Source organism: Bacillus sp. SD088 (genome assembly GCF_017355205.1).
Classification (GTDB): Bacteria; Bacillota; Bacilli; order Bacillales; family Bacillaceae_C; genus Lederbergia.
This window is the reverse complement of the sequence record NZ_JADIJK010000001.1, coordinates 200,732-220,791: the sequence shown is the minus strand read 5'-3', so window position 1 is coordinate 220,791 and position 20,060 is coordinate 200,732. Positions and strand designations below refer to the sequence as shown.

Below are 20,060 nucleotides of genomic sequence, written 5' to 3'. Positions count from 1 at the left end.
TCATCATCTCCTATTTTTTTTCTCCCAAAATTAATTTTCCTTTTTAAGCATTTGCTAATTGTAAAAAGTTATGATTTAGTAGAAGTTATCTCGAGATTTGCTAACTTCATTTCTGTTAGAATAGACAAATGCTAACTTCTTTGATTAGTACTATCATGGACAGATCAAATCATTTTTATACAAGAATAAAAAATAATGATGAAAATAATTGTAAATCGTTTGCAATCCATGCGTGGTTATTAAAAAATCGAGAGGAAGTCTGGACAGTTGCGCAATCAATTCTTTGTTTTCAACCTAAATGGATATCTTGGATTATAAGTTGATAGGAAATCGGGACTTTATATAAGTATCTAAAGCCGCTATAATAAAATTATGCTAGATAGGAAGAGGGCCAAATCAATGGATCATTCCAATTTAAAATTAAGTGAAGAGAAGGTATTTAAAGACCCTGTTCATCGCTATGTTCATGTACAAGATCAAATTATTTGGGATTTGATTGGAACAAAAGAGTTTCAACGTCTACGACGAATTAAACAATTAGGGACGACTTATTTAACCTTTCATGGGGCAGAGCATAGTCGTTTTAATCATTCACTTGGGGTATATGAAATTGTACGTAGAATTGTGGATGATGTCTTTCAAGGACGTCCAGAATGGAACGAAAATGAAAGGTTGCTGTCATTATGTGCGGCACTTTTGCATGATCTTGGACATGGACCATTTTCGCATTCATTTGAGAAGGTGTATCATACAGATCATGAACAGTTTACAAAGCAAATTATTTTAGGTGATACAGAGGTCTATGCCGTTTTACATAAAGTAAGTGCCGATTTTCCGCAAAAAGTTGCGGATGTAATTGGAAAAACATATCCTGATAAGCTCGTCATTAGCTTGATATCCAGTCAAATTGATGCTGATCGTATGGATTATCTGCAACGAGACGCCTATTTTACAGGCGTAAGCTATGGGCATTTTGATATGGAACGAATCATGCGAGTTATGCGGCCAACAGAAGACCAAGTTGTGTTTAAAACAACGGGTATGCATGCAGTAGAAGATTATATTATGAGTCGCTATCAAATGTATTGGCAAGTGTATTTTCATCCAGTTACACGTAGTGCTGAAGTGATTTTGACTAAAATATTGCAACGAGCAAAGGCTTTATATCAGGATGACTATCAATTTAAATATTATCCTACTCATTTTGTCTCCTTATTTGAAGAAAAAATAGGTTTAGAGGATTATTTAAAATTAGATGAGCCGGTGATCCTTTATTATTTCCAAATGTGGGAAGAAGAGAAAGATGTGATTTTGCAAGATTTATGCTCTCGATTTATGAATCGGAAATTATTTAAATATGTGGAGTTTGACCCGTCAAAACAGTATAAACTGCTGGGACAGCTAGAGGAGCTATTTAAAAAAGCGGAAATTGATCCTGATTATTATTTGGCGGTTGATTCCTCCTCCGATTTGCCGTATGATTTTTATCGGCCAGGGGAAGAAGAGGAGCGTCTCCCCATCCATTTATTAATGCCTAATCAGGAACGCCATGAACTATCTCGGGAATCTGCTATTGTTGAAGCGATATCCGGCAAACTGCGGACAGATCATAAATTATATTATCCACGTGAACTCCTGCTAGATAACTCAAAGCACCGAGAAGTGAAGAAGCAAATCTTGTCCATCTTAGAAAAACATTGACTATCCTCTGAAAGAAAGATTGAAAAATAGAACCAGGAGTTGATTCGTTTGCCATGCTAAATGATCATCAAAGATTAATGAATGTATTTGCCTTATCTGGAGAAGTAACGGGACGGAAAAAATTACAAAAAATGATCTACATAGCGAAGAAATTGGGCTTTCCATTTCAGGAAAAATTTGAATTCCATTTTTATGGACCCTATTCTGAAGAATTGAGCTTACGTGTTGAGGAACTATGCAATTTTGGTTTTTTAGATGAAATGAAAGAAGATAAAGGTGGATATTCTCAATATAAATATAGAATGACTGAGAACGGTAGCGAATTTTTAGAAGAATACAATGTGGAAGTTCCACATTTAAAAGAGTGCTTGTCCAGTATGAATGAGCAAAGTGCCCGTTTTCTTGAGCTTGTCTCAACTGTGCTTTATTTTGAACAAGATCCACGTGAAGAGGTTGAGGAGAAAATTCAGACGCTAAAGCCAAAACAGGGGTACACAAGTGAGGAGATTGAGGAAGCCTATCAATATATTGCAATGTTAAGAAAGACAAAAATATCTTTGTGAAGTAAAAGAATAGCACTGTTATATTGAATAAGAAAAGACAGCAGGAAGCCATTAAGTCGAACTGCTGTCTTAAATTTTAAAAACGGTAGGGGGAGCATAAATAGCTTCAGCACCCTAGCAAACTTTTCGGTTTCTTCCTGCGATAATTCAACATCGACTCGCATTCTAGGCTCATCGTGTTTCTTTTACCTTTAAAAGTTTGTATGTCACTAAACGGTTTTCTAATCTTCATCACTTAAGCGTTTTCCGCCAACTGCATAATGATTTTTACTCATTTCTTCAATGAAGACGACAATCTTTTCTTTTGGAGCGTCAGCTGTCTCACTTACAGCAGCTGTAACCTTATCTACAAGGGCCTTTTTTTGTTCTTCTGTTCGACCTTCAAGCATTTTTACTGTCACATAGGGCATTTCGATCACCTCATCTCAAGTTATGTACACCTAAAAGTGTATTCCTTTTGTGATTTTGAATCAATACCCGGAACAGATTGTATGAGGTTTATCCAAAAATTTTGTATAATATGAGGCAAGCGTAGATATTCTTAATAATGAGGAGTTGGATATGTGGAAAGGTTTCTAGATAGTTTTTTGCGTTTTCCGCTAGAACAATTGCCACTGATTGTGGTGGTTTTATTGATAGCTTTTACAGTACATGAATTTGCCCATGCCTTTACAGCTTATAAATTAGGAGACAATACAGCGAAGGAGCAGGGAAGACTGACACTCAACCCGATTCAGCATCTAGATCCCTTGGGAACATTATTGATATTAATTGCTGGTTTCGGCTGGGCCCGTCCCGTGCCTGTTAATCGATATCATTTTAAGAATCCTCGTGTAGGTGGAATCTTTGTTTCCCTTATGGGACCAATTAGTAATTTTATCCTCGCGATTATCGGCACAGGTATTTTCTACATATTGGTTGTAACAGGGGTTGCCGGATCTTTACATCCACTTGTAATTCAGTTCTTTAATCTGTTTATTTATTTTAATGTATTATTATTTGTTTTTAATTTACTCCCGCTTCCACCTTTAGATGGGTATCGGATTTTGGAAGATCTTTTGCCAACGAAGGTGAGGGCAAAGATGACGCAATTCGAATCATTTGGCGCCCTTATTTTCTTAATTTTAGTGATTACGCCGTTAGGGAGATATACGATCTATCCGATTATTAATACGGCTATTCCCTTTTTCATTCAAAGTATCCAACGAATGTTTTCTATATTTTTTTAGGAGGTTTAAATGATGGAGCCGAATAAGCGCAAGGTTGAATTTAATATATTAAAAAACGATCCTGTTGATGGACATAAAGGATATGGAGTTGGATCGCTTAGTTTAGAAAATGTGACACCATTATTGATTGATGTGGCAGAAGGGGAAATTTGGATTGATCCTCAGGTTATGCATGCTCGCAGCAAAACAGAGCGTGGGGTGAGATATGTTCAATCATTAGAGGAGTTGCTTGCTCAATACCCTGAAGAAGACACGAAAAAATATTGGGTAATCTGGGTGGTTTTAGATCGGAAACCTGAGGGGCCTTGTTACTCAGGAGTGACTGCGTGTGAATTATATATCAATCGACCTGCACGCAGAGGATATAAATCAATGCCCCAGCACGTCAATTACATGGATAAGGCGATGAAAGGAAAAATTATCGTTGATCATATGGACCAAGAGTCGCGACACAAACTAGGGGAATTTTTAAAACAATACGATGCCGAGATATGGGAACGAACAGAAGAAGAAGTAAAGAACGCTTTTCTTTAAAAATAGAATCCTTGTTGAAATAAAATATTTCGCTTGGACCTAATCGTTTTTCTTGCCGTTTTTTACAAAAATCAGTAAACTAACATATGGTTTGCACAGCAAACTAGGACACAGCAAAGCGGAAGGCGGTTGCTTAGGGGCGACAAGCAAATGTTCTGGAAACGCGGAAGGGTGGTCTTTCCCTTCCGAGGTTCCAGGTTATTTGACCTCGAGCCCCTACCGCCTGCAGCTGGACAAAGAAAAGCGGAAGTCTCCGTTTAGCGGCGTACAAATTAAAAGCTTTCTGACGAGATAAAGGAAACACCATGAGCTTGAAAAGCGAAAGGATGTTGACTTATCGTAGGAAGAAAGTGTTAATTTGCTAGACGCTGGAGACAGAAGCTGGACAAAGAAAAGCGGAAGTCTCCGCTTTCGCAAAACAACCTCAAGGCCGCACACCTCGAGGTTGTTTTGTTACTCTATTTTATCATTCGGAAAAATCTGGGGCGTGCCAGACACCTAAAAAGGGCCTCCTAAAAGATGTTCGGTACAAACTTCCTCTGGTGCAGTGCCTTTGAGGAAGTAGGTGAGCCTGAAGGTTGGGCACATGTCGGTGGCCCATAGGCCATTTTCTGGATCCATTGGGACGGCTTCTACGCCCGAAGGAGGTTTGAAGACATGTTGTTCCTCTGATTGCTGGTCAATGGATTGTTCCATAAATTGAAGCCAAATGTTTTTGGCGTATAATTTATCAGCGGTTAGCGTGATTTCTTCCCCTTGGTCATAACCTGTCCAAACGACAGAGGCTAATCCTGGAGTAAAACCCGCCATCCAGTAATCCGTGTTCGTAGATCCTGATTTTCCTGCATAATCTCGACTCATTTTCCCTGTCATAGAGGCTCCCGTCACGGAGGCGTATCCGTTTAAACGATGATCGAACATGCCCATCATCATATGACTCATGACAAAGGCCAATTGCGGATTTAAGACTTGCTCCTGGTCAGGCTTCGCTTCATAAAGGATGTTTCCATTTCGGTCTTCTACCCTTGTAATAAAAATGGGATCCACCTTTTTGCCCCCATTTGCGAACATACTATAGCCATTGAGGAGCTCCGTTACTTTTAATCCAGATGTTCCTAAAGCTAAAGAAGGTACAGGCTTCATTTCAGACTTGATACCGAATTGTTTAACTGTATTGGCGAGAACATTCGCACCTAAAAATAAATGTGTTTTCACAGCATAGATATTATCTGAGACGGCAAGCGCCTGTGACATCGTAATTTCGTCATCCGCATAATGATTATTAAAATTATGAGGAGCATATTCGGATTGTCCATGATCATATTTAAAGGTTGTCTTCTCACTCCGAAGTTGAGTAGCAGGGGTGAAGCCATGCTCTAAGGCTGCGTAATATAGAAACGGTTTGATGGCTGAGCCTGGTTGCCGTATCGCTTGGGAAGCTCGATTAAATGAACTTTCATTGTAATCCCTTCCCCCGACCATGGCTGTTACGAATCCAGTTTGCGGATCCATTGCCGCAAACCCCACTTGGATATCCGATGAATCAGGAATCACCTTTTCGACCACATCTTCCGCTATTTTCTGTTGTTCCGTATCTAGAGTGGTGTATACTTGCAGGCCACCCAAAGCAATGACTCTTTCATCTAATCCAACCGTTGTTGATAACTCTTTTTGGACCATATCATAAAAATAGGGAGCCATATCAGCTCGATGATGTGGATGCTCGCCTACAAAAGTTAATGTTTCATTGAGCGCTTCTTTTTTCTCATCTGCTTGAATATAACCGTTTTCCTGCATGGCATCTAAAATAAGCATTTGCCGCTTTTTCGCTTTTTCTTCCGATTTTAATGGCGAATAAATATTGGGTCCTTTCGGAATACCCATTAACATAGAGGCTTCTGCAAGAGTTAACTCTTTTGAACTTTTGCCAAAATAAAATTGACTGGCAGACTCGATCCCATAAGCCCCATGCCCAAAATTGATTGTATTTAAATAGCCTTCTAAAATCTGATCTTTATCGTAATGGAATTCCAAACGTGCCGCATACATCGCTTCCGATATTTTTCGACTCCATGTTTTATCCATTGTTAAAAAAAGGTTACGAGCATATTGTTGCGTGATCGTACTGGCGCCTTGCACCTTTTGTCCTGCCTGTATATTGGCTAAAATGGCTCCAGCAATTCTTTTAAAATCAAAACCGTGATGTTGATAAAAGGTTTGATCTTCAATAGAGAGGGTCGCTTCCATGACAGCTGGAGAAATATCCTGGCTTCCCACCCAATATCTACGTTCCCCATTATGACTCTCACCAAAAACTGTTTCGTCTGAGGTGTAATATAAGGTTGATTGCGGAATTGTTAACGGTGGTGGTCCAAGGATTTTAAGATAAATAATAAAAGATAACCCCATAATTAAAATAAGGCCGACCATCAATAATACAATATAAGATAGCAACCGAATATTTCTCCACTTTTTCCGCACTTTTATTTCTGCTTCCATGAACCCACCTCCTACATTCTAGCAATCTCCTATCACCCAGTATGAGGAAAGTTTCCCAGTTTTATTCATGGAAAATGGATTTTTTTTGCAAATCCTAATCTTGTTAGTAGAATGGACTTTCACTAAAATCTTTCTTATAATAGAAAAGTTACTAATTACATGGAAATCAGGATGAATTAGGGAGGTACTTCAACCTAGTTAGTTCCTGTTACACAAAATGTATTTAAAGGTTGTGCTTTTCTTGCTAATTGACACACAAACACCGATAAAGATTCACCTAACGACGAAAATTAAACTGGATCAAGACGAAGAAACGTATGAACTGACAGTTTTTGGCCGCCATTATCAAAAAGGTGATACAATTTATTTAAAATATGATGAAATACAAGAACAAGGGACGGTCCATACTGTTGTAAAAATCACCAAGAATGAAGCATTCATTTTACGAACAGGCCTGCTTAAAATGCGTTTGAATTTTAAATTGAATGAAGAAAAAAGAGGCTCACATGAAAGTGAGCTAGGTACCTTGTTTTTAACAACAAATACAAAACAATTGACACATCATGAGACAAATGACCATTGTGACGGTCAGTTACATCTGGCTTATGAGCTTTCAATGCAAGATACGTTAGCGGGTTTTTACGAGATGAAGATTGTCTATGAGGAGGACGAAGTAAACAAATGAATATCGTAGAACAGATGCAAGAGAATTTAAAAAGCGAGATTCGGGCAGCTATCTTAAAGGCAGGACTTGCTGAAGCGGAGCAACTGCCAGAGGTGATGATCGAAGCCCCGAAAGACCAAGCACATGGGGATTATTCAACAAATATGGCGATGCAATTAGCGAGAATTGCGAAAAAAGCGCCAAGAATGATTGCCGAAGAGATTTCAGCTCATTTCGACCGCTCAAAGGCTTCCATTGAAAAAGTAGAAATTGCCGGTCCAGGATTTATTAATTTTTATATGGATAATCGCTACTTAACGGACATTGTGCCGCTTATCCTTAAGCAAAAGGATGAATATGGATCCTCTAATGCCGGGGGAGGGCAGAGTGTTCAAGTGGAGTTTGTCTCTGCTAACCCAACTGGGGATTTACATCTTGGCCATGCGCGCGGAGCAGCAGTAGGCGATGCTTTATGTAATATTTTCGATAAAGCTGGTTATCAAGTGACACGAGAATATTATATTAATGATGCTGGGAATCAAATTAACAACTTAGCTTATTCTGTGGAAGCTCGTTATTTTCAAGCTTTAGGACTGGAAAAGGATATGCCAGAGGATGGTTATCATGGAAAAGATATTATTGAGCTTGGACAAAAGCTAGCAGCAGAAAAAGGGCAGCAATATGTGCAAATGGATGAGCAGGAACGATTTGATGTTTTTCGTCAGTATGGATTGGACTATGAACTTGCGAAATTGAAGAAGGATCTAGAAGATTTTCGAGTAACTTTTGATGTGTGGTACTCGGAAACGTCTTTATACGAAAACGGGAAGATTCTCCCTGCTTTAGAAAAGTTAAAGGAAAAAGGCTATATATATGAAAAGGACGGGGCCACTTGGTTCCAATCGACTGCCTTTGGTGATGATAAGGATCGGGTATTGATTAAAAAGGATGGTAGTTACACGTATCTGATGCCAGATATTGCATACCACTTAGATAAGCTAGCTCGTGGATATGAGCAACTGATCAATATTTGGGGAGCTGACCATCATGGTTATATTCCGCGAATGAAGGCAGCGATTGAAGCATTAGGATATGAACCGGGTCGACTTGAAGTAGAAATCATTCAACTTGTTCAGTTATATAAAGACGGCGAAAAAATGAAGATGAGTAAACGGACAGGGAAGGCCGTCACAATGCGTGATCTTGTTGAGGAAGTAGGCCTAGATGCCACTCGCTATTTCTTTACAATGAGAAGTGCGGACACCCACCTTGATTTTGATCTCGATTTAGCAGTCGCTGAATCGAATGAGAATCCTGTTTATTATGCCCAATATGCACATGCTCGCATTTGCAGTATTCTTCGCGCTGCCGATGAGCAGGGTTTTACCTTTGATGAAGATACATCGGTTGAAATTCTTGTTAGTGAAAAGGCGATTCACTTATTAAAGCAGCTTGGGGAGTTTCCACAAATTATTGCCGATGCGGCTGAGAAGAGAATCCCACATCGAATTACGCATTATATTTATGAGTTAGCCTCTGTTTTCCATAGTTTCTATAATGCTGAAAAGGTGTTAAATAAGGAAAACAAAGAAGAAACAGTGGCAAGATTAGCTCTCGTGAAGGCTGTGCAGCTTACACTGAAAAATGCCTTAGCACTGATTGGCGTTTCAGCACCAGAAAAAATGTAATAAGAAAAGCGGAAGGCGGTTATTCAGGGGTGACAAGCAAATATACTGGACTCGCCTCCTACTGACTAAATATTAGCCAAATTAATGTTCATTCTTCTTCGATAAGTAGAAGCCCAGACAAGCACTCACGTCTGGGCTTTAAAAATGTGTCGCCATTTACATCGAGGTTGGGACAAAAGTGTTTTCATCAAAGAAAAAAACGAACTAATATGGTGTATATACTCGCTTCGGAAATATACTTTCGCCTTCCGAGGTCTTGCCGAACTCTCACATCCCGCAGGAGTCTACGTATATTTCCTTCGCTAAGGTAATACATTGTTCGTTGAAGCTTAACGTTTAGTTATGTCCCAGCCTGCATTTACATCAGTCCTTTCACTAGCCAACCAATCCCTTCCTTTATGCGAACGAACCAGCCTACTTGATTGAGTCCATGAAGGGAGAGCGCCTCTGATTGCTGAATATCCTGTTCAAATGTATCCTTTGCGTGTGCGATGAAAGGTTTATCGTAAATGAAGCAGGTCATCTCACTATTTAGAAAAAAACTGCGATTATCAAAGTTGGCTGTACCAATGCTACATAATTGTTCATCAATAATCATAATTTTTGCATGATAAAATCCTTTTTGGAATTGATAAACAGTAGCACCTAGGGATAAGAGCTGGCGTAAATAGCAAAAAGAGGCCTCTTTTACGATTGGGTGATCAGCTGTATTGGGAACAAGAACTTTTATCTGTACCCCTCTCATCAACGCTTTATTTAATTCAGTCAGAAGATCCTTAGGAGGAACAAAATAAGGAGTGCCGATTGAAATGGAGTGCTTCGCCTGTCTAATCAGTGAGCGCCATTTCTCATCCATTTTTACCCCTTCTGTAGGAAAAATTTGATATTTCATTGTCCCATTCGCTGTACGATTGTTAGAAACATGGGGGAGTGGTTGTCCAGTTGCTTTTTGCCAGTCAAAATAAAACTCTTGCTGCAAGTCCTCAATCCCTTTACCTTCTATCCGAATATGATAATCACGCCAAGGTGATAGTCCAGGTTTCTGATCAATGTACTCCATCCCGACATTATAACCACCTAAATAACTAATTGCCCCATCAATAATCGTTACTTTTCTATGATTACGTTGTTGAAGTGAATACAAAGGAAAGAGCCAGTTAGGTCGATGACAGAAGGCGACTTCTATCCCATGTTGTTTGGCCTCTTTGATCCAGCTTCGAGGGACCTTCCAACTGCCAAGACAATCTAAAAGAACTTGTACTCTAACCCCTTTATCAGCTTGTTGCTTTAATATATTAAAAAAGGTTTGGCTTAATGAGTCATCTTTCACAATATAAAATTGCACTTGAATGGTGGATTTGGCCTTTTTTAAATCGGCAAAATAAGTAAGAAATAAATTTGTTCCAGTGGTAATCAGCTGTATCCGGCCATGTCGGATGGGGTATTGCCTTATCTCGATCTGATTAAGAAAATGGCGTCTGCCTAAATAATAATTGATAAAGGCTAGGCCTATGAGAATAATAATAATGAAAATGCCTATCATTACAAAACTCATCGTATATCCCCCTTCGATTTCTTAATTTCCCCCTTTATGGGAAAAAGATGTTGGTTTTTAAAAAAAGATGTATAATGAATGGGGTAGAAAATTACATATTTAGTATCGGTGTCGAAAATAAACCTTGTGTGCTCGTGCGTTACTGAACAGGTGCTTGCGCTTTTGTTTTTGTCCAGCTCCAGGCGGTAGGGGCTCGAGGCTCGCGGGAGGCGAGTCCATCGGCGTTGCCACAGGACGTGGCGGCCTTAGCCGATGTTCCACGAAATAACTTTGAATCAAGGAAGGGGAAGATCGCCCTTCCTTGATTCAAGAACATTTGCTTGTCGCCCCTAGACAACCGCCTTACGCTTTTCTTATTTTCGACTTAATAGGGAAGTTGGTATGATTCCAACGCGGTCCCGCCACTGTAAATGGGAGCTGCTACAAAAACCACTGTGCATTTTGCATGGGAAGGGGTAGTAAGTGATGATCATAAGCCAGGAGACCTGCCGATGCTATTTGTCAATCAACCTACGCGGATGGGGAGAGAGGAAGTAGCGAAAAAATTTTGCTCTCTGCATAACTCAAAGCATCTCCAGTAGGCGATGTTTTTTTATTATTTTATATGGGGGAAATTTAGATGAGAAAATGGAATATCAATTTTATAGCCATCATTTTGCTGCTATTTACGTTACTAACTGGCTGCGGAACGAATGCAGAACCAAATACAAAAAATTCAGAAGGAAATAAGGAGCAAGTAACAGAGGAGCAGTCGACAGAAGAAGCTACTTATCCAGTGATGATTAAAGATGCAACAGGGAAAGATGTGGAGATCAAAGAGGAGCCGGAACGGATTGTTTCCTTAATGCCAAGTAATACGGAGATCGTATTCGCATTAGACAAAGGAAATGACGTGGTCGGTGCGTCTACTGAATATGATAATTATCCTGAAGAAGTGAATGAGATCGAAAAAGTGGCTGCTAATTTTGAATTAAATGTTGAGAAGGTACTTTCCTTGGAACCAGACCTTGTACTTGCTCATGGTACCAACCTTGCAACATGGGAAAGTGGGCTCAAGCAAATAGAAGATAGTGGGGTAACAGTATTGGTGATCGAGGACGCACAAAGTTTTGAATCAGTCTATGAAACGATTGAAACGATTGGTCAGTCGCTTGGAAAATCAGATAAGGCGAGCGAGCTTATTGAGAATATGCAATCACAGTTAGCTGAGATTACAGAGAAGTCGGCAGAGATTGCTGATGATCAGAAAAAAACAGTCTTCGTTGAACTTCAACCTGCACCAGAAATATTCACGACAGGTCAAGGTACATTCATGAATGAAATGTTAGAAAAAGTCGGTGCGATAAATACTGTGACAGAGGACGGGTATCCTACTTTAAACGAGGAAGCTGTCATTGAAAGTAATCCTGATGTGATCATTGTCAATTATAGTTATATTGAAGATGCAGTAGATCAGGTGTTACAGAGATCAGCTTGGAATGAGGTAACTGCGGTCAAAGAGGCACAAGTATATCAAGTGAACGAAGATCTTGTAAGTCGTTCAGGTCCGCGGATTATTGAAGGAGTAGAGGAGCTTGCTAAAACCATTTATCCAGAAATATACGGAGAATAAGCTAAGCATTTCATATTGCCTTGCGATCGTCTTTTTGGTGATTACATTATGTCTTGGTGTAAGTGTCGGGACAGTACAAGTTTCTTTTAAGGAGATGATGGTTATTTTTAGCCATCATCTTCTTCCTCTTTCCATTCAAGCTGATCCTTTGCTTGATAATATTGTCACCAATATTCGTTTGCCACGTGTCATGCTTGCCGGGCTGGTTGGAGCATCCCTTTCATTGGCAGGAGCTGCTTTTCAAGGATTATTGAGAAATCCGTTGGCTGATCCATATACTTTGGGGGTCTCTTCTGGTGCTTCGGTTGGAGCAGTCGTGGTGATTTTTTTTCAAATCAGTCTTCCATTTGTCGGGTTATTAACATTGCCAACCGCCAGTATTGTTGCGGCTTTTATTACGATTTTTATTGTCTTATTTTTTGCTCGTAAAATTGAACCTGGAATGCGAGTAGAGACGATTATATTAACAGGCATTATCTTTAGTTCATTTTTGGGAGCCTTCCTCTCCTTGATTATTGCTTTATCTGGACAAGAGCTAAGACAAATTATTGGCTGGCTGTTAGGAAGTGTCTCCATGCGCGGCTGGAGCTATGTTTGGATCATTCTTCCGTTTTTCCTTATTGGTGCTTGCTTATTGTTAGTAAATACCCGAGAATTAAATGCCATGTCATTTGGTGAGGAGCAAGCGCATCATCTAGGAGTTAATGTGGAAAAGCGCAAAATGCTTGTTTTATTTGCAGGGTCTCTACTGATTGGAGCGGCCGTCGCTGTTTCGGGCACCATTGGCTTTGTTGGTTTAGTTATCCCACATGTAACAAGATTATTATGGGGGCCTGATCATAAACATTTATTGCCGTTATCCATGTTTATCGGGGCAGGCTTTTTAATTCTAGCTGACTTAATCGCTCGGACGATTATCCAACCAGCGGAGCTTCCGATCGGAGTCATTACGGCTATTATTGGAGCACCTGTTTTTGCCATGATTTTGATGAGACGAAAAAGAGAAAGTAGAGGATAAAATGCTGAAAATTGATCATATTTCGGGTGGATATCCTGGCCATCAAGTATTAGCTGATCTTTCCTTTTCAGTAGAAAAAGGTGAGATCTTTGGTATCCTCGGGCCGAATGGAAGTGGGAAAACAACTTTATTGAAAATGATCAGTGGCTTGCTACATCCAAAGGAGGGAGAGATCCTTCTTCAAAATAGATCGCTTAAAAGCTTTACCGCGAAAGAGCTGGCGAAAAAAATGGCTGTGTTGCCGCAAATTCAATCTGAGGTTTTTGCATATACCGTAAGAGAGACGGTTTCATTGGGGCGCTATGCTCATCAAAAGGGGTTATTTCAAGCGACTGACCGAAAAGAGGATGAACGAATGATTGAGGAAGCAATGAAGGCGACCGGCGTTTACTCTTTTCAACATAAATTATTGCAGTCGCTCTCAGGTGGCGAACGGCAACGTGTTTTCCTTGCACAAGCCCTAGCACAGAATCCGGAAATTTTACTACTAGACGAGCCAACGAATCATTTGGACTTAGCTTTTCAAAAAGAACTATTGGATCAATTAAAAAAATGGGTAATTGAAAGAGGGCTGACTGTTCTTTCTATTTTTCATGATTTGAATATTGCAAGTCTTTATTGTGATCGTGTACTCCTAATGGACAAAGGGAACGTTCATGCTGTGGGGAATGTAGAAGAGGTCATTCAAAAAACGTCGGTTCAGAAGGTCTATCAAACAGAAGTAGAAGTACAGCCCCATCCTATAATCCCAAAGCCACAAATAGTTTTGCTTCCAAATAAATGGAGGAGCGAAAACGACGCGCTCATCAATGAAAAATGTGTGCAGTATAAAGAAAACACGCTCTGTATCGAAGCTCCTGTTCCACTGAAAGTAATGGGCCCAGATGGTAGAATAGGCTGGGAAAGCCAGTTCAAGATCGCGGAATGTCTATCTTCCCAAGATTTCCAATGCGGCACATATGGAAAATCCTTTATTATTACCTGGGCGAATTCAGGCAAACAGCTTTTTCATCATTGTATTTTTATAAATGGTTTCTTATCGGATGAAGGATATGTTCGAGCCGTGATGGCAGTGAGCGAAATAAAAACACTATTATTGGGAAAAATTGAAGGGGAGTTTATCATAGCATCTTCACAAAATGGACAATCGGTTGATCCGAGTGAGTTACGCTCCAGCTTACAAGAAGGGATCAAGCAGCAATTAGATTACTTTCTTCATTTTGATTCGTTATAGGCTTAAGAATAAAATGATAGAACATAAAATCAGAAGCAATTACTTTCTATAAGGAGGGATTGCTTTTTTTGAAAAGGTAAGAAAGTATAAATTTTGGCTAATGCTTGATCCAGCTCCAGGCGCCATCGGCTCGAGGTCAAATAACCTGAACCAATGAAAGGCAAAGAGCGCCTTTCTTTGGTTCAGAACATTTGCTTGTCGAAGGTAGCGGGCGCCTTGCGCTTTTCTTGATTTGGACATCCGCCTAGCAATTTGTGATTCTTGGAATAAAGTGATTGGTTACAACATAATTTGGATAGAAACAAAAGGCATTTACTGAATGATCATTCATTTTATATGATAAAGAGACTAAGATACAAAAAGGGAGTGCTAGGAATGAGTGCACTGTTTTGGCCTAATTGGATTGCTTTTCTATCTGTAACCGCCTACGGTGTTTATCTCTTCGTGTATGTCGTGAAGACAAGAATCGCTTATATGAAACTTGGAAAAAAGGCAGAATTCGATCGTGATGTGAAACAGAGACTAAAGAGAATCGCTGTTAATGTTTTCGGCCAAAAGAAGCTTTTGAAGGATAAAAAGAGCGGTCTTATTCATGTTGTGTTTTTTTATGGGTTTATTCTTGTGCAGTTCGGGGCCGTTGATTTTATTTGGAAAGGACTTGTCCCCACTTCTCATATTCCGTTAGGCCCCCTATATCCTGGTTTTAAATTCTTCCAGGAAATTGTCACACTTCTCATTTTAATCGCAGTCATTGGCGCTTTTTACCGGAGATATATTGAAAAGTTAGCGAGATTAAAAAGAGGTTTCTACGCAGGTTTAGTCCTATTGTTTATTGGTGGTCTGATGCTATCTGTCTTATTTGGAAATGCGATGTCCTTTATATGGCATCAAGATCCTGGAACATGGACAGAACCTGTTGCCGCAGGAATAGCAAGTATCTTTCGTTGGCTGGACCCTATAGTAGGAGCTGCCTTGTTTTATATTGCTTGGTGGGTTCATCTCCTGCTTTTGCTTGCCTTTCTTGTCTATGTCCCCCAATCAAAACATGCCCACTTACTTGCGGGACCCGCAAATGTTTATTTAAGCAATCTTGATGAAGGAAAGAAGTTATCAGCCATTGATTTCGAGGACGAAACGCAGGAAACCTTTGGTGTAGGAAAAGTTGATGAATTTACAGATTTGCAACTAGTTGATCTCTATGCCTGTGTAGAATGTGGACGTTGTACCAATATGTGTCCAGCATCTGGAACTGGAAAAGCATTATCACCTATGCATATTATGACGAAATTACGCGACCATCTCACGAACCATGGAGCAGCCGTAACGAGTAAGCAGCCGTGGGTTCCGACATATGCCTTTTCAGGAACTTTAGGGAATAAATTGGCGAAGGCTGGAGCGGGAAGGGGAGCGAAAGAAGCAGCTGCGTCAGTAGATTATCATCCAAGTATGATCGGTGATATTATTACAGAGGAAGAGTTGTGGGCCTGTACGACGTGCCGTAACTGTGAAGATCAATGTCCTGTCATGAATAATCATGTAAGTCATATTCTTGATATGCGCCGTTATCTGGTCCTAACGGAAGGCAAAGTCAATCCAGATGCCCAGCGTGCGATGCAAAATATTGAGAGACAAGGAAATCCTTGGGGATTAAATCGCAAAGAGAAGGAAGTGTGGAGAGAAGCTCGGGAGGATGTTCAGGTCCCAACTGTTAAGGAACTGAAAAAGGCGGGAGAAGAATTTGACTACCTGCTTTGGGTTGGCTCCATGGGCGCTTTCGATAACCGCAGTCAGAAAATTGCCTTATCCTTTGCAAAATTATTAAATGAGGGAAAAGTGAAATTTGCTATCCTTGGAAATAAAGAGAAAAACTCTGGAGACACCCCTCGTAGATTAGGAAACGAATTTTTATTTCAAGAATTAGCTGCAGCTAATATAAAGGAATTCGAAAAACACCAGATTAAAAAAATAGTGACCATTGATCCGCACGCTTATAATATTTTTAAAAATGAATATCCTGATTTTGGCTTTCAAGCGGAAGTATTTCATCATACGGAACTACTTTACCAACTGATTCAGGAAGGACGTCTAAAACCCAAATTTAATGTCGAGGAAAAAATCACTTTCCATGATTCTTGTTATCTAGGTCGCTATAATGAAGTTTATGATCCACCAAGGGAAATTTTAAAGGCGATCCCGGGAATTACATTGGTCGAAATGGATCGCAATCGTGAGAACGGGATGTGTTGTGGAGCCGGAGGGGGATTAATGTGGATGGAGGAAGATGTGGGGCAACGTGTGAATGTTGCGCGCACAGAACAAGCTTTAAAGGTAAACCCATCGATCATTAGTTCAGGATGTCCCTATTGCTTGACGATGTTATCAGATGGAACAAAGGCAAAAGAAGTGGAAGATGATATTGGCACCTATGATGTAGCAGAATTGTTGGAAAGATCAGTTTGCGGAAATCCTAAAAATGAAAAAATATCATAAAGTGAAACTTCAATCAGTGGGGGTTTTCTTTCATCCCCCACTGATTTCAGAAGATCAAAGGCTAAATTCGCGGCGTCCTGTCGGCAGGCTCAAAGCACGACATCCTGTCGTTTCGCCCGCACTAGTACGTCCTGTCCTGTACGTCGCAACGCCTTTGTGACCAACTTCTTGTCGGCCCGAACAAATCGGGCTTTTACTGGCTGTTGATCCCCCACTTACAATTCTAGGTTTTCCACGAATTCTTGAAGTGGGGGTCTTACAGCCAGTTAATGCGGGATAAGCGTACTAGCTCATTCATAATCTAAATAAATGTAAGGAAAAATTCTTCGAAATATGTGAAAATAGATGAGGCTGGGACATAACTAAAATGCTAAGCTCAAAGACGAACAACGCATTACCTTAGCGAAGTATATTTCCGGAGCGGGGTATATGCACCTAGTAGTTCGGTTTTGTCTTGAATGAAAACACTTTTGTCCCAGCCTCCTCTATTTTTTTAAACAATTTTTATGAGGAGTTACTGAACAAACCTCGATGAACAGGGTGTGGATGTATGAAAATAGCACTTTATATAATGGTCGGGAGTTTATTCTTGATCGCCAGCTTTTTTCTTTATCAAAATTCGCTAGGGGCCATCCCATTCTTGATTGGATCGATCTTTTTATTCTTTTTAGTACATAAAAGCCAATTCGTATCCAAAAAGGAAGAAGAAACCTCAATAAAAAATGGAGATCCTAACAAAAATCAATAATAAATCAAAAACTGTAGCATAAAGGAATTTAACGGTCTTAGGCAGAAGTTTCCTTCCTCAACAAGATGTAGGTGGGAGATGAATGCTTGATCCTATTTCTCTTATTTTTTTACGAACAATCGTTTCTATATGTGGTATAATTAAGTGTATCATCATATGGAGGGATAGAAATGATTCGTTGTATGAAGACGCCGTTCCGGGCCAGCAAAGAAACCATTGACCGTCTGTTCCAGTGTAACCGAATTTCAGGGGAAGTTTGGAATCGATGTCTAGAACTTGCGAAAGAAACCCATTTGAAAACGGGGAAGTGGATCACCAAGAGTGCGTTACAGAAAGGGACAAAGGGGATTTTCCCGCTTCATTCTCAATCCGTACAGGCTGTTTGCCATAAATATCTGTTTGCACGTGATGCGGCATTAAAGGCCAGGAAAGCAGGACATAAGAATAAATACCCGTACAAACGGAAAGGCTATTTCAATACGAAGTGGGCCAACAACGGTTTCAAAGTCTTTGAAAATGGGAAAATCCAATTATCAATGGGTGACTTTGAAGGCAAAAGACAAATACCACTTATTCTTTGGATAAAAGAAGTACCAAAAGGCCCAATCAAAGAAATCGAACTGATTTTTGACCGACAGCTGCAATTGTCCATTGCTTATGAAGATGGACAAGAAGTGAAAGAAAATTCCTTTGTGAACCGTTCAGCTATTGATGTTGGGGAGGTTCATACGATAGCGGCCGTTGCGGAGAATGGTGAAAGCGTCCTCATCACAGGTCGTAAAATCCGTTCCATTCATCGGCTACGTAATAAAAAACTGGCAGAACTGCAACGAAAAATGAGTAAGTGCACAAAAGGTTCGAAGCAGTGGAAAAAATACAATCGAGCGAAACGCTATGTTCTCTCGAAAAGCAACCGACAACTTCAAGATGCCCTTCACAAAACGACGAAGCAATTTGTCGATTGGTGCATTGAAAATGAAGTAAAAGAAGTGGCTTTTGGCCATGTAGATGGGGTTCAATGCAACACATCCCGCCGTAAAAAGAAAAGGGTTCGTCGTAGAACAACCAATCAGAAACTATCCAATTGGTCTTTTGGAAAAGTCTATGCCTACCTTACCTATAAACTAGGGGCAACAGGAATTTCAATCAACAAATATGATGAAAGCTTTACAACGCAACAATGTCCTTGTTGTTCGAAGAAACGAAAAGTATCTTCGAGAAATTATACATGTACTTGCGGATATTCGAACCATCGCGATATTCACGGGGCGTCCAATTTCTTCGCCAAAACATTTTACGGAGAAATCAAGGTGCTTGATTTCAGCCTAAAAAATACAAAGTATCTACGGATTGCCTAATGGCAGGAAGTAGTAGATGGTCAGTTCCGACCCTGCTTATCTTTAGATAAGTAGTTGCCTAATGCAGTTAATGAAAACGACTCCTACGAGAGCTCGTAAAAAGAGAGTGTCACCCACTTTCTTTGTTGGAGCGCTTCCATTAATTTGTTAGGAAACCCCCACTTCAAAAACGGAATGTTTTAAGTGGCGGGAGGTTCATTTTGTTTATAATGAGAAAAGCGGAAGCGCCTGTTCAGCAACGTACAAACTGGCTGATAAGGATGAACGGCTAAGGGCGCGCCGTTTTGGCGCAGCGCCGTTCTGACCAGCATCCTGCTGGCCTAAATTTAAAGGCTTCTGACGAGATAAAGGAAATACGATGAGCCCAAAGGTCGAATCGATGTTGACTTATCGTAAGCAAAAGCCTTAAAATAGCTAGATAAAGAAGAATACAGCTGTTTGTTAGCAAGGGAAACTAAGTTAAATAGGAAATCTTGCTGTGAAAATGATCTTATCGCGGATTTACGTACATAAAACTGTAAATATCTATAAAGGGAGCGAATTTTCAATGTTGCAACGATCGAAGGAAGAATTACAGGAAATGTCACTCATTGAGGTTGCTTTTCAAATTTTTGAGGAGAGAGGGGCAGCTATTTCCTTTCAAGAATTAATCGATGAATTGGGAGCTAATCTAGGATTATCCAAAAATGAAATGCAAGAAAAAATGGTGCAATTTTATACAGATTTAAATATAGATGGAAGATTTATGACACTTGGTGAGAATCGTTGGGGCCTTCGTGAATGGTATCCGATTGAACAAATTGATGAAGAAGTGGTCATGCCAATAAAACCTAAGAAGAAAAAGAAAGCGAAAAAAGTGGTCAAGGAAGAAGAAGATCCGCTTGAGGATCTGGAAGAAGAAGAACTTGAATATGACCTCGAGGATGAGGAGGAAGTTCTAGATGATGAGGAAGAAGAGGACGAAAGCTTAGAAGCTCTTCGCGAGGAAGAATTTGAAGAAGATGATGATTTTGATGACGACCTTCTCGATGACGATGATAAGGAATATGAATTAGATGATGATGAGGAAGAAGAGGTAGAAGAAGAGGAGGAAGAATAATTCACTTGACTTCCTAAATACGAATATGTATTATCTTATTTGGGCTCCTTGAAAAAGGACTGTTTTTT

16 protein-coding genes and 1 riboswitch are annotated in these 20,060 nt (G+C 39.9%); of the genes, 13 read left to right on the top strand and 3 right to left on the bottom strand.

The window, feature by feature from the left end:
* The first annotated feature begins 399 nt into the window (after positions 1 to 399).
* Both IPU53_RS00885 and IPU53_RS00880 read left to right on the top strand, forming a co-directional pair.
* The gene (locus tag IPU53_RS00885; protein WP_207446450.1) at positions 400 to 1,701 is read left to right on the top strand and encodes an HD domain-containing protein; all 1,302 of its coding nucleotides are present in this window, start codon (positions 400 to 402) and stop codon (positions 1,699 to 1,701) included.
* 53 nt (positions 1,702 to 1,754) lie between these two features.
* On the top strand, positions 1,755 to 2,264 hold the full coding sequence (locus IPU53_RS00880) for a YwgA family protein (protein ID WP_207446448.1): 510 nt from the start codon (positions 1,755 to 1,757) through the stop codon (positions 2,262 to 2,264).
* Positions 2,265 to 2,485: 221 nt separating this feature from the next.
* Here IPU53_RS00880 and IPU53_RS00875 read toward each other — a convergent pair whose 3' ends face one another.
* A complete protein-coding gene (locus IPU53_RS00875; RefSeq protein ID WP_207446446.1) occupies positions 2,486 to 2,674 on the bottom strand; it encodes a 2-hydroxymuconate tautomerase in 189 nt (62 codons plus the stop codon).
* A gap of 153 nt (positions 2,675 to 2,827) precedes the next feature.
* On the opposite strand from IPU53_RS00875, the gene IPU53_RS00870 reads away from it, so the two are divergent.
* Together IPU53_RS00870 and IPU53_RS00865 are read left to right on the top strand one after the other, a co-directional pair.
* A complete protein-coding gene (locus tag IPU53_RS00870) occupies positions 2,828 to 3,493 on the top strand; it encodes a site-2 protease family protein (RefSeq protein ID WP_207446444.1) in 666 nt (221 codons plus the stop codon).
* Positions 3,494 to 3,502: 9 nt separating this feature from the next.
* Positions 3,503 to 4,027 (top strand): YwhD family protein, encoded by a 525-nt coding sequence (locus IPU53_RS00865; RefSeq protein ID WP_207446442.1) that lies wholly within the window; start codon positions 3,503 to 3,505, stop codon positions 4,025 to 4,027.
* A 498-nt stretch (positions 4,028 to 4,525) separates the two neighbouring features.
* Here IPU53_RS00865 and IPU53_RS00860 read toward each other — a convergent pair whose 3' ends face one another.
* Positions 4,526 to 6,526 carry a transglycosylase domain-containing protein gene (locus IPU53_RS00860; protein WP_207446440.1) on the bottom strand — a complete coding sequence of 667 codons (2,001 nt, stop codon included), beginning with the start codon at positions 6,524 to 6,526 and terminating at the stop codon, positions 4,526 to 4,528.
* A 241-nt stretch (positions 6,527 to 6,767) separates the two neighbouring features.
* Between IPU53_RS00860 and IPU53_RS00855 the strand changes: the two genes are divergently transcribed.
* Both IPU53_RS00855 and argS read left to right on the top strand, forming a co-directional pair.
* A complete protein-coding gene (locus IPU53_RS00855) occupies positions 6,768 to 7,211 on the top strand; it encodes a DUF1934 domain-containing protein (protein ID WP_207446438.1) in 444 nt (147 codons plus the stop codon).
* Positions 7,208 to 8,878: an arginine--tRNA ligase gene (argS, locus tag IPU53_RS00850; protein ID WP_207446436.1), complete on the top strand. Its 1,671-nt coding sequence runs from the start codon at positions 7,208 to 7,210 to the stop codon at positions 8,876 to 8,878. Before IPU53_RS00855 ends, argS begins: the two co-directional genes overlap by 4 nt.
* A 358-nt stretch (positions 8,879 to 9,236) precedes the next feature.
* Here argS and cls read toward each other — a convergent pair whose 3' ends face one another.
* Positions 9,237 to 10,433 (bottom strand): cardiolipin synthase, encoded by a 1,197-nt coding sequence (cls, locus tag IPU53_RS00845; protein WP_207446434.1) that lies wholly within the window; start codon positions 10,431 to 10,433, stop codon positions 9,237 to 9,239.
* 328 nt (positions 10,434 to 10,761) lie between these two features.
* Positions 10,762 to 10,940, top strand: a riboswitch (cobalamin riboswitch).
* Positions 10,941 to 11,052: 112 nt separating this feature from the next.
* Here cls and IPU53_RS00840 point away from each other — a divergent pair.
* From IPU53_RS00840 to rpoE, 7 genes are all read left to right on the top strand, one after another.
* Positions 11,053 to 12,045, top strand: coding sequence for an ABC transporter substrate-binding protein (locus IPU53_RS00840; protein ID WP_207446432.1), 993 nt, complete (start codon positions 11,053 to 11,055; stop codon positions 12,043 to 12,045).
* Positions 12,008 to 13,063, top strand: a complete 1,056-nt coding sequence (locus IPU53_RS00835; protein ID WP_207446430.1) for a FecCD family ABC transporter permease — start codon at positions 12,008 to 12,010, stop codon at positions 13,061 to 13,063. The genes IPU53_RS00840 and IPU53_RS00835 overlap by 38 nt, the downstream gene beginning before the upstream one ends.
* A 1-nt stretch (position 13,064) precedes the next feature.
* Positions 13,065 to 14,297, top strand: coding sequence for an ABC transporter ATP-binding protein (locus IPU53_RS00830; protein ID WP_207446428.1), 1,233 nt, complete (start codon positions 13,065 to 13,067; stop codon positions 14,295 to 14,297).
* 375 nt (positions 14,298 to 14,672) lie between these two features.
* Positions 14,673 to 16,787: a heterodisulfide reductase-related iron-sulfur binding cluster gene (locus IPU53_RS00825; RefSeq protein WP_207446426.1), complete on the top strand. Its 2,115-nt coding sequence runs from the start codon at positions 14,673 to 14,675 to the stop codon at positions 16,785 to 16,787.
* Between the two features lie 550 nt (positions 16,788 to 17,337).
* Positions 17,338 to 17,535, top strand: coding sequence for a hypothetical protein (locus IPU53_RS00820; protein ID WP_207446424.1), 198 nt, complete (start codon positions 17,338 to 17,340; stop codon positions 17,533 to 17,535).
* Positions 17,536 to 17,705: 170 nt separating this feature from the next.
* Positions 17,706 to 18,893 carry an RNA-guided endonuclease InsQ/TnpB family protein gene (locus IPU53_RS00815; protein ID WP_207446422.1) on the top strand — a complete coding sequence of 396 codons (1,188 nt, stop codon included), beginning with the start codon at positions 17,706 to 17,708 and terminating at the stop codon, positions 18,891 to 18,893.
* Between the two features lie 547 nt (positions 18,894 to 19,440).
* The gene (rpoE, locus tag IPU53_RS00810) at positions 19,441 to 19,992 is read left to right on the top strand and encodes a DNA-directed RNA polymerase subunit delta (RefSeq protein ID WP_242697976.1); all 552 of its coding nucleotides are present in this window, start codon (positions 19,441 to 19,443) and stop codon (positions 19,990 to 19,992) included.
* Positions 19,993 to 20,060: the final 68 nt, after the last annotated feature.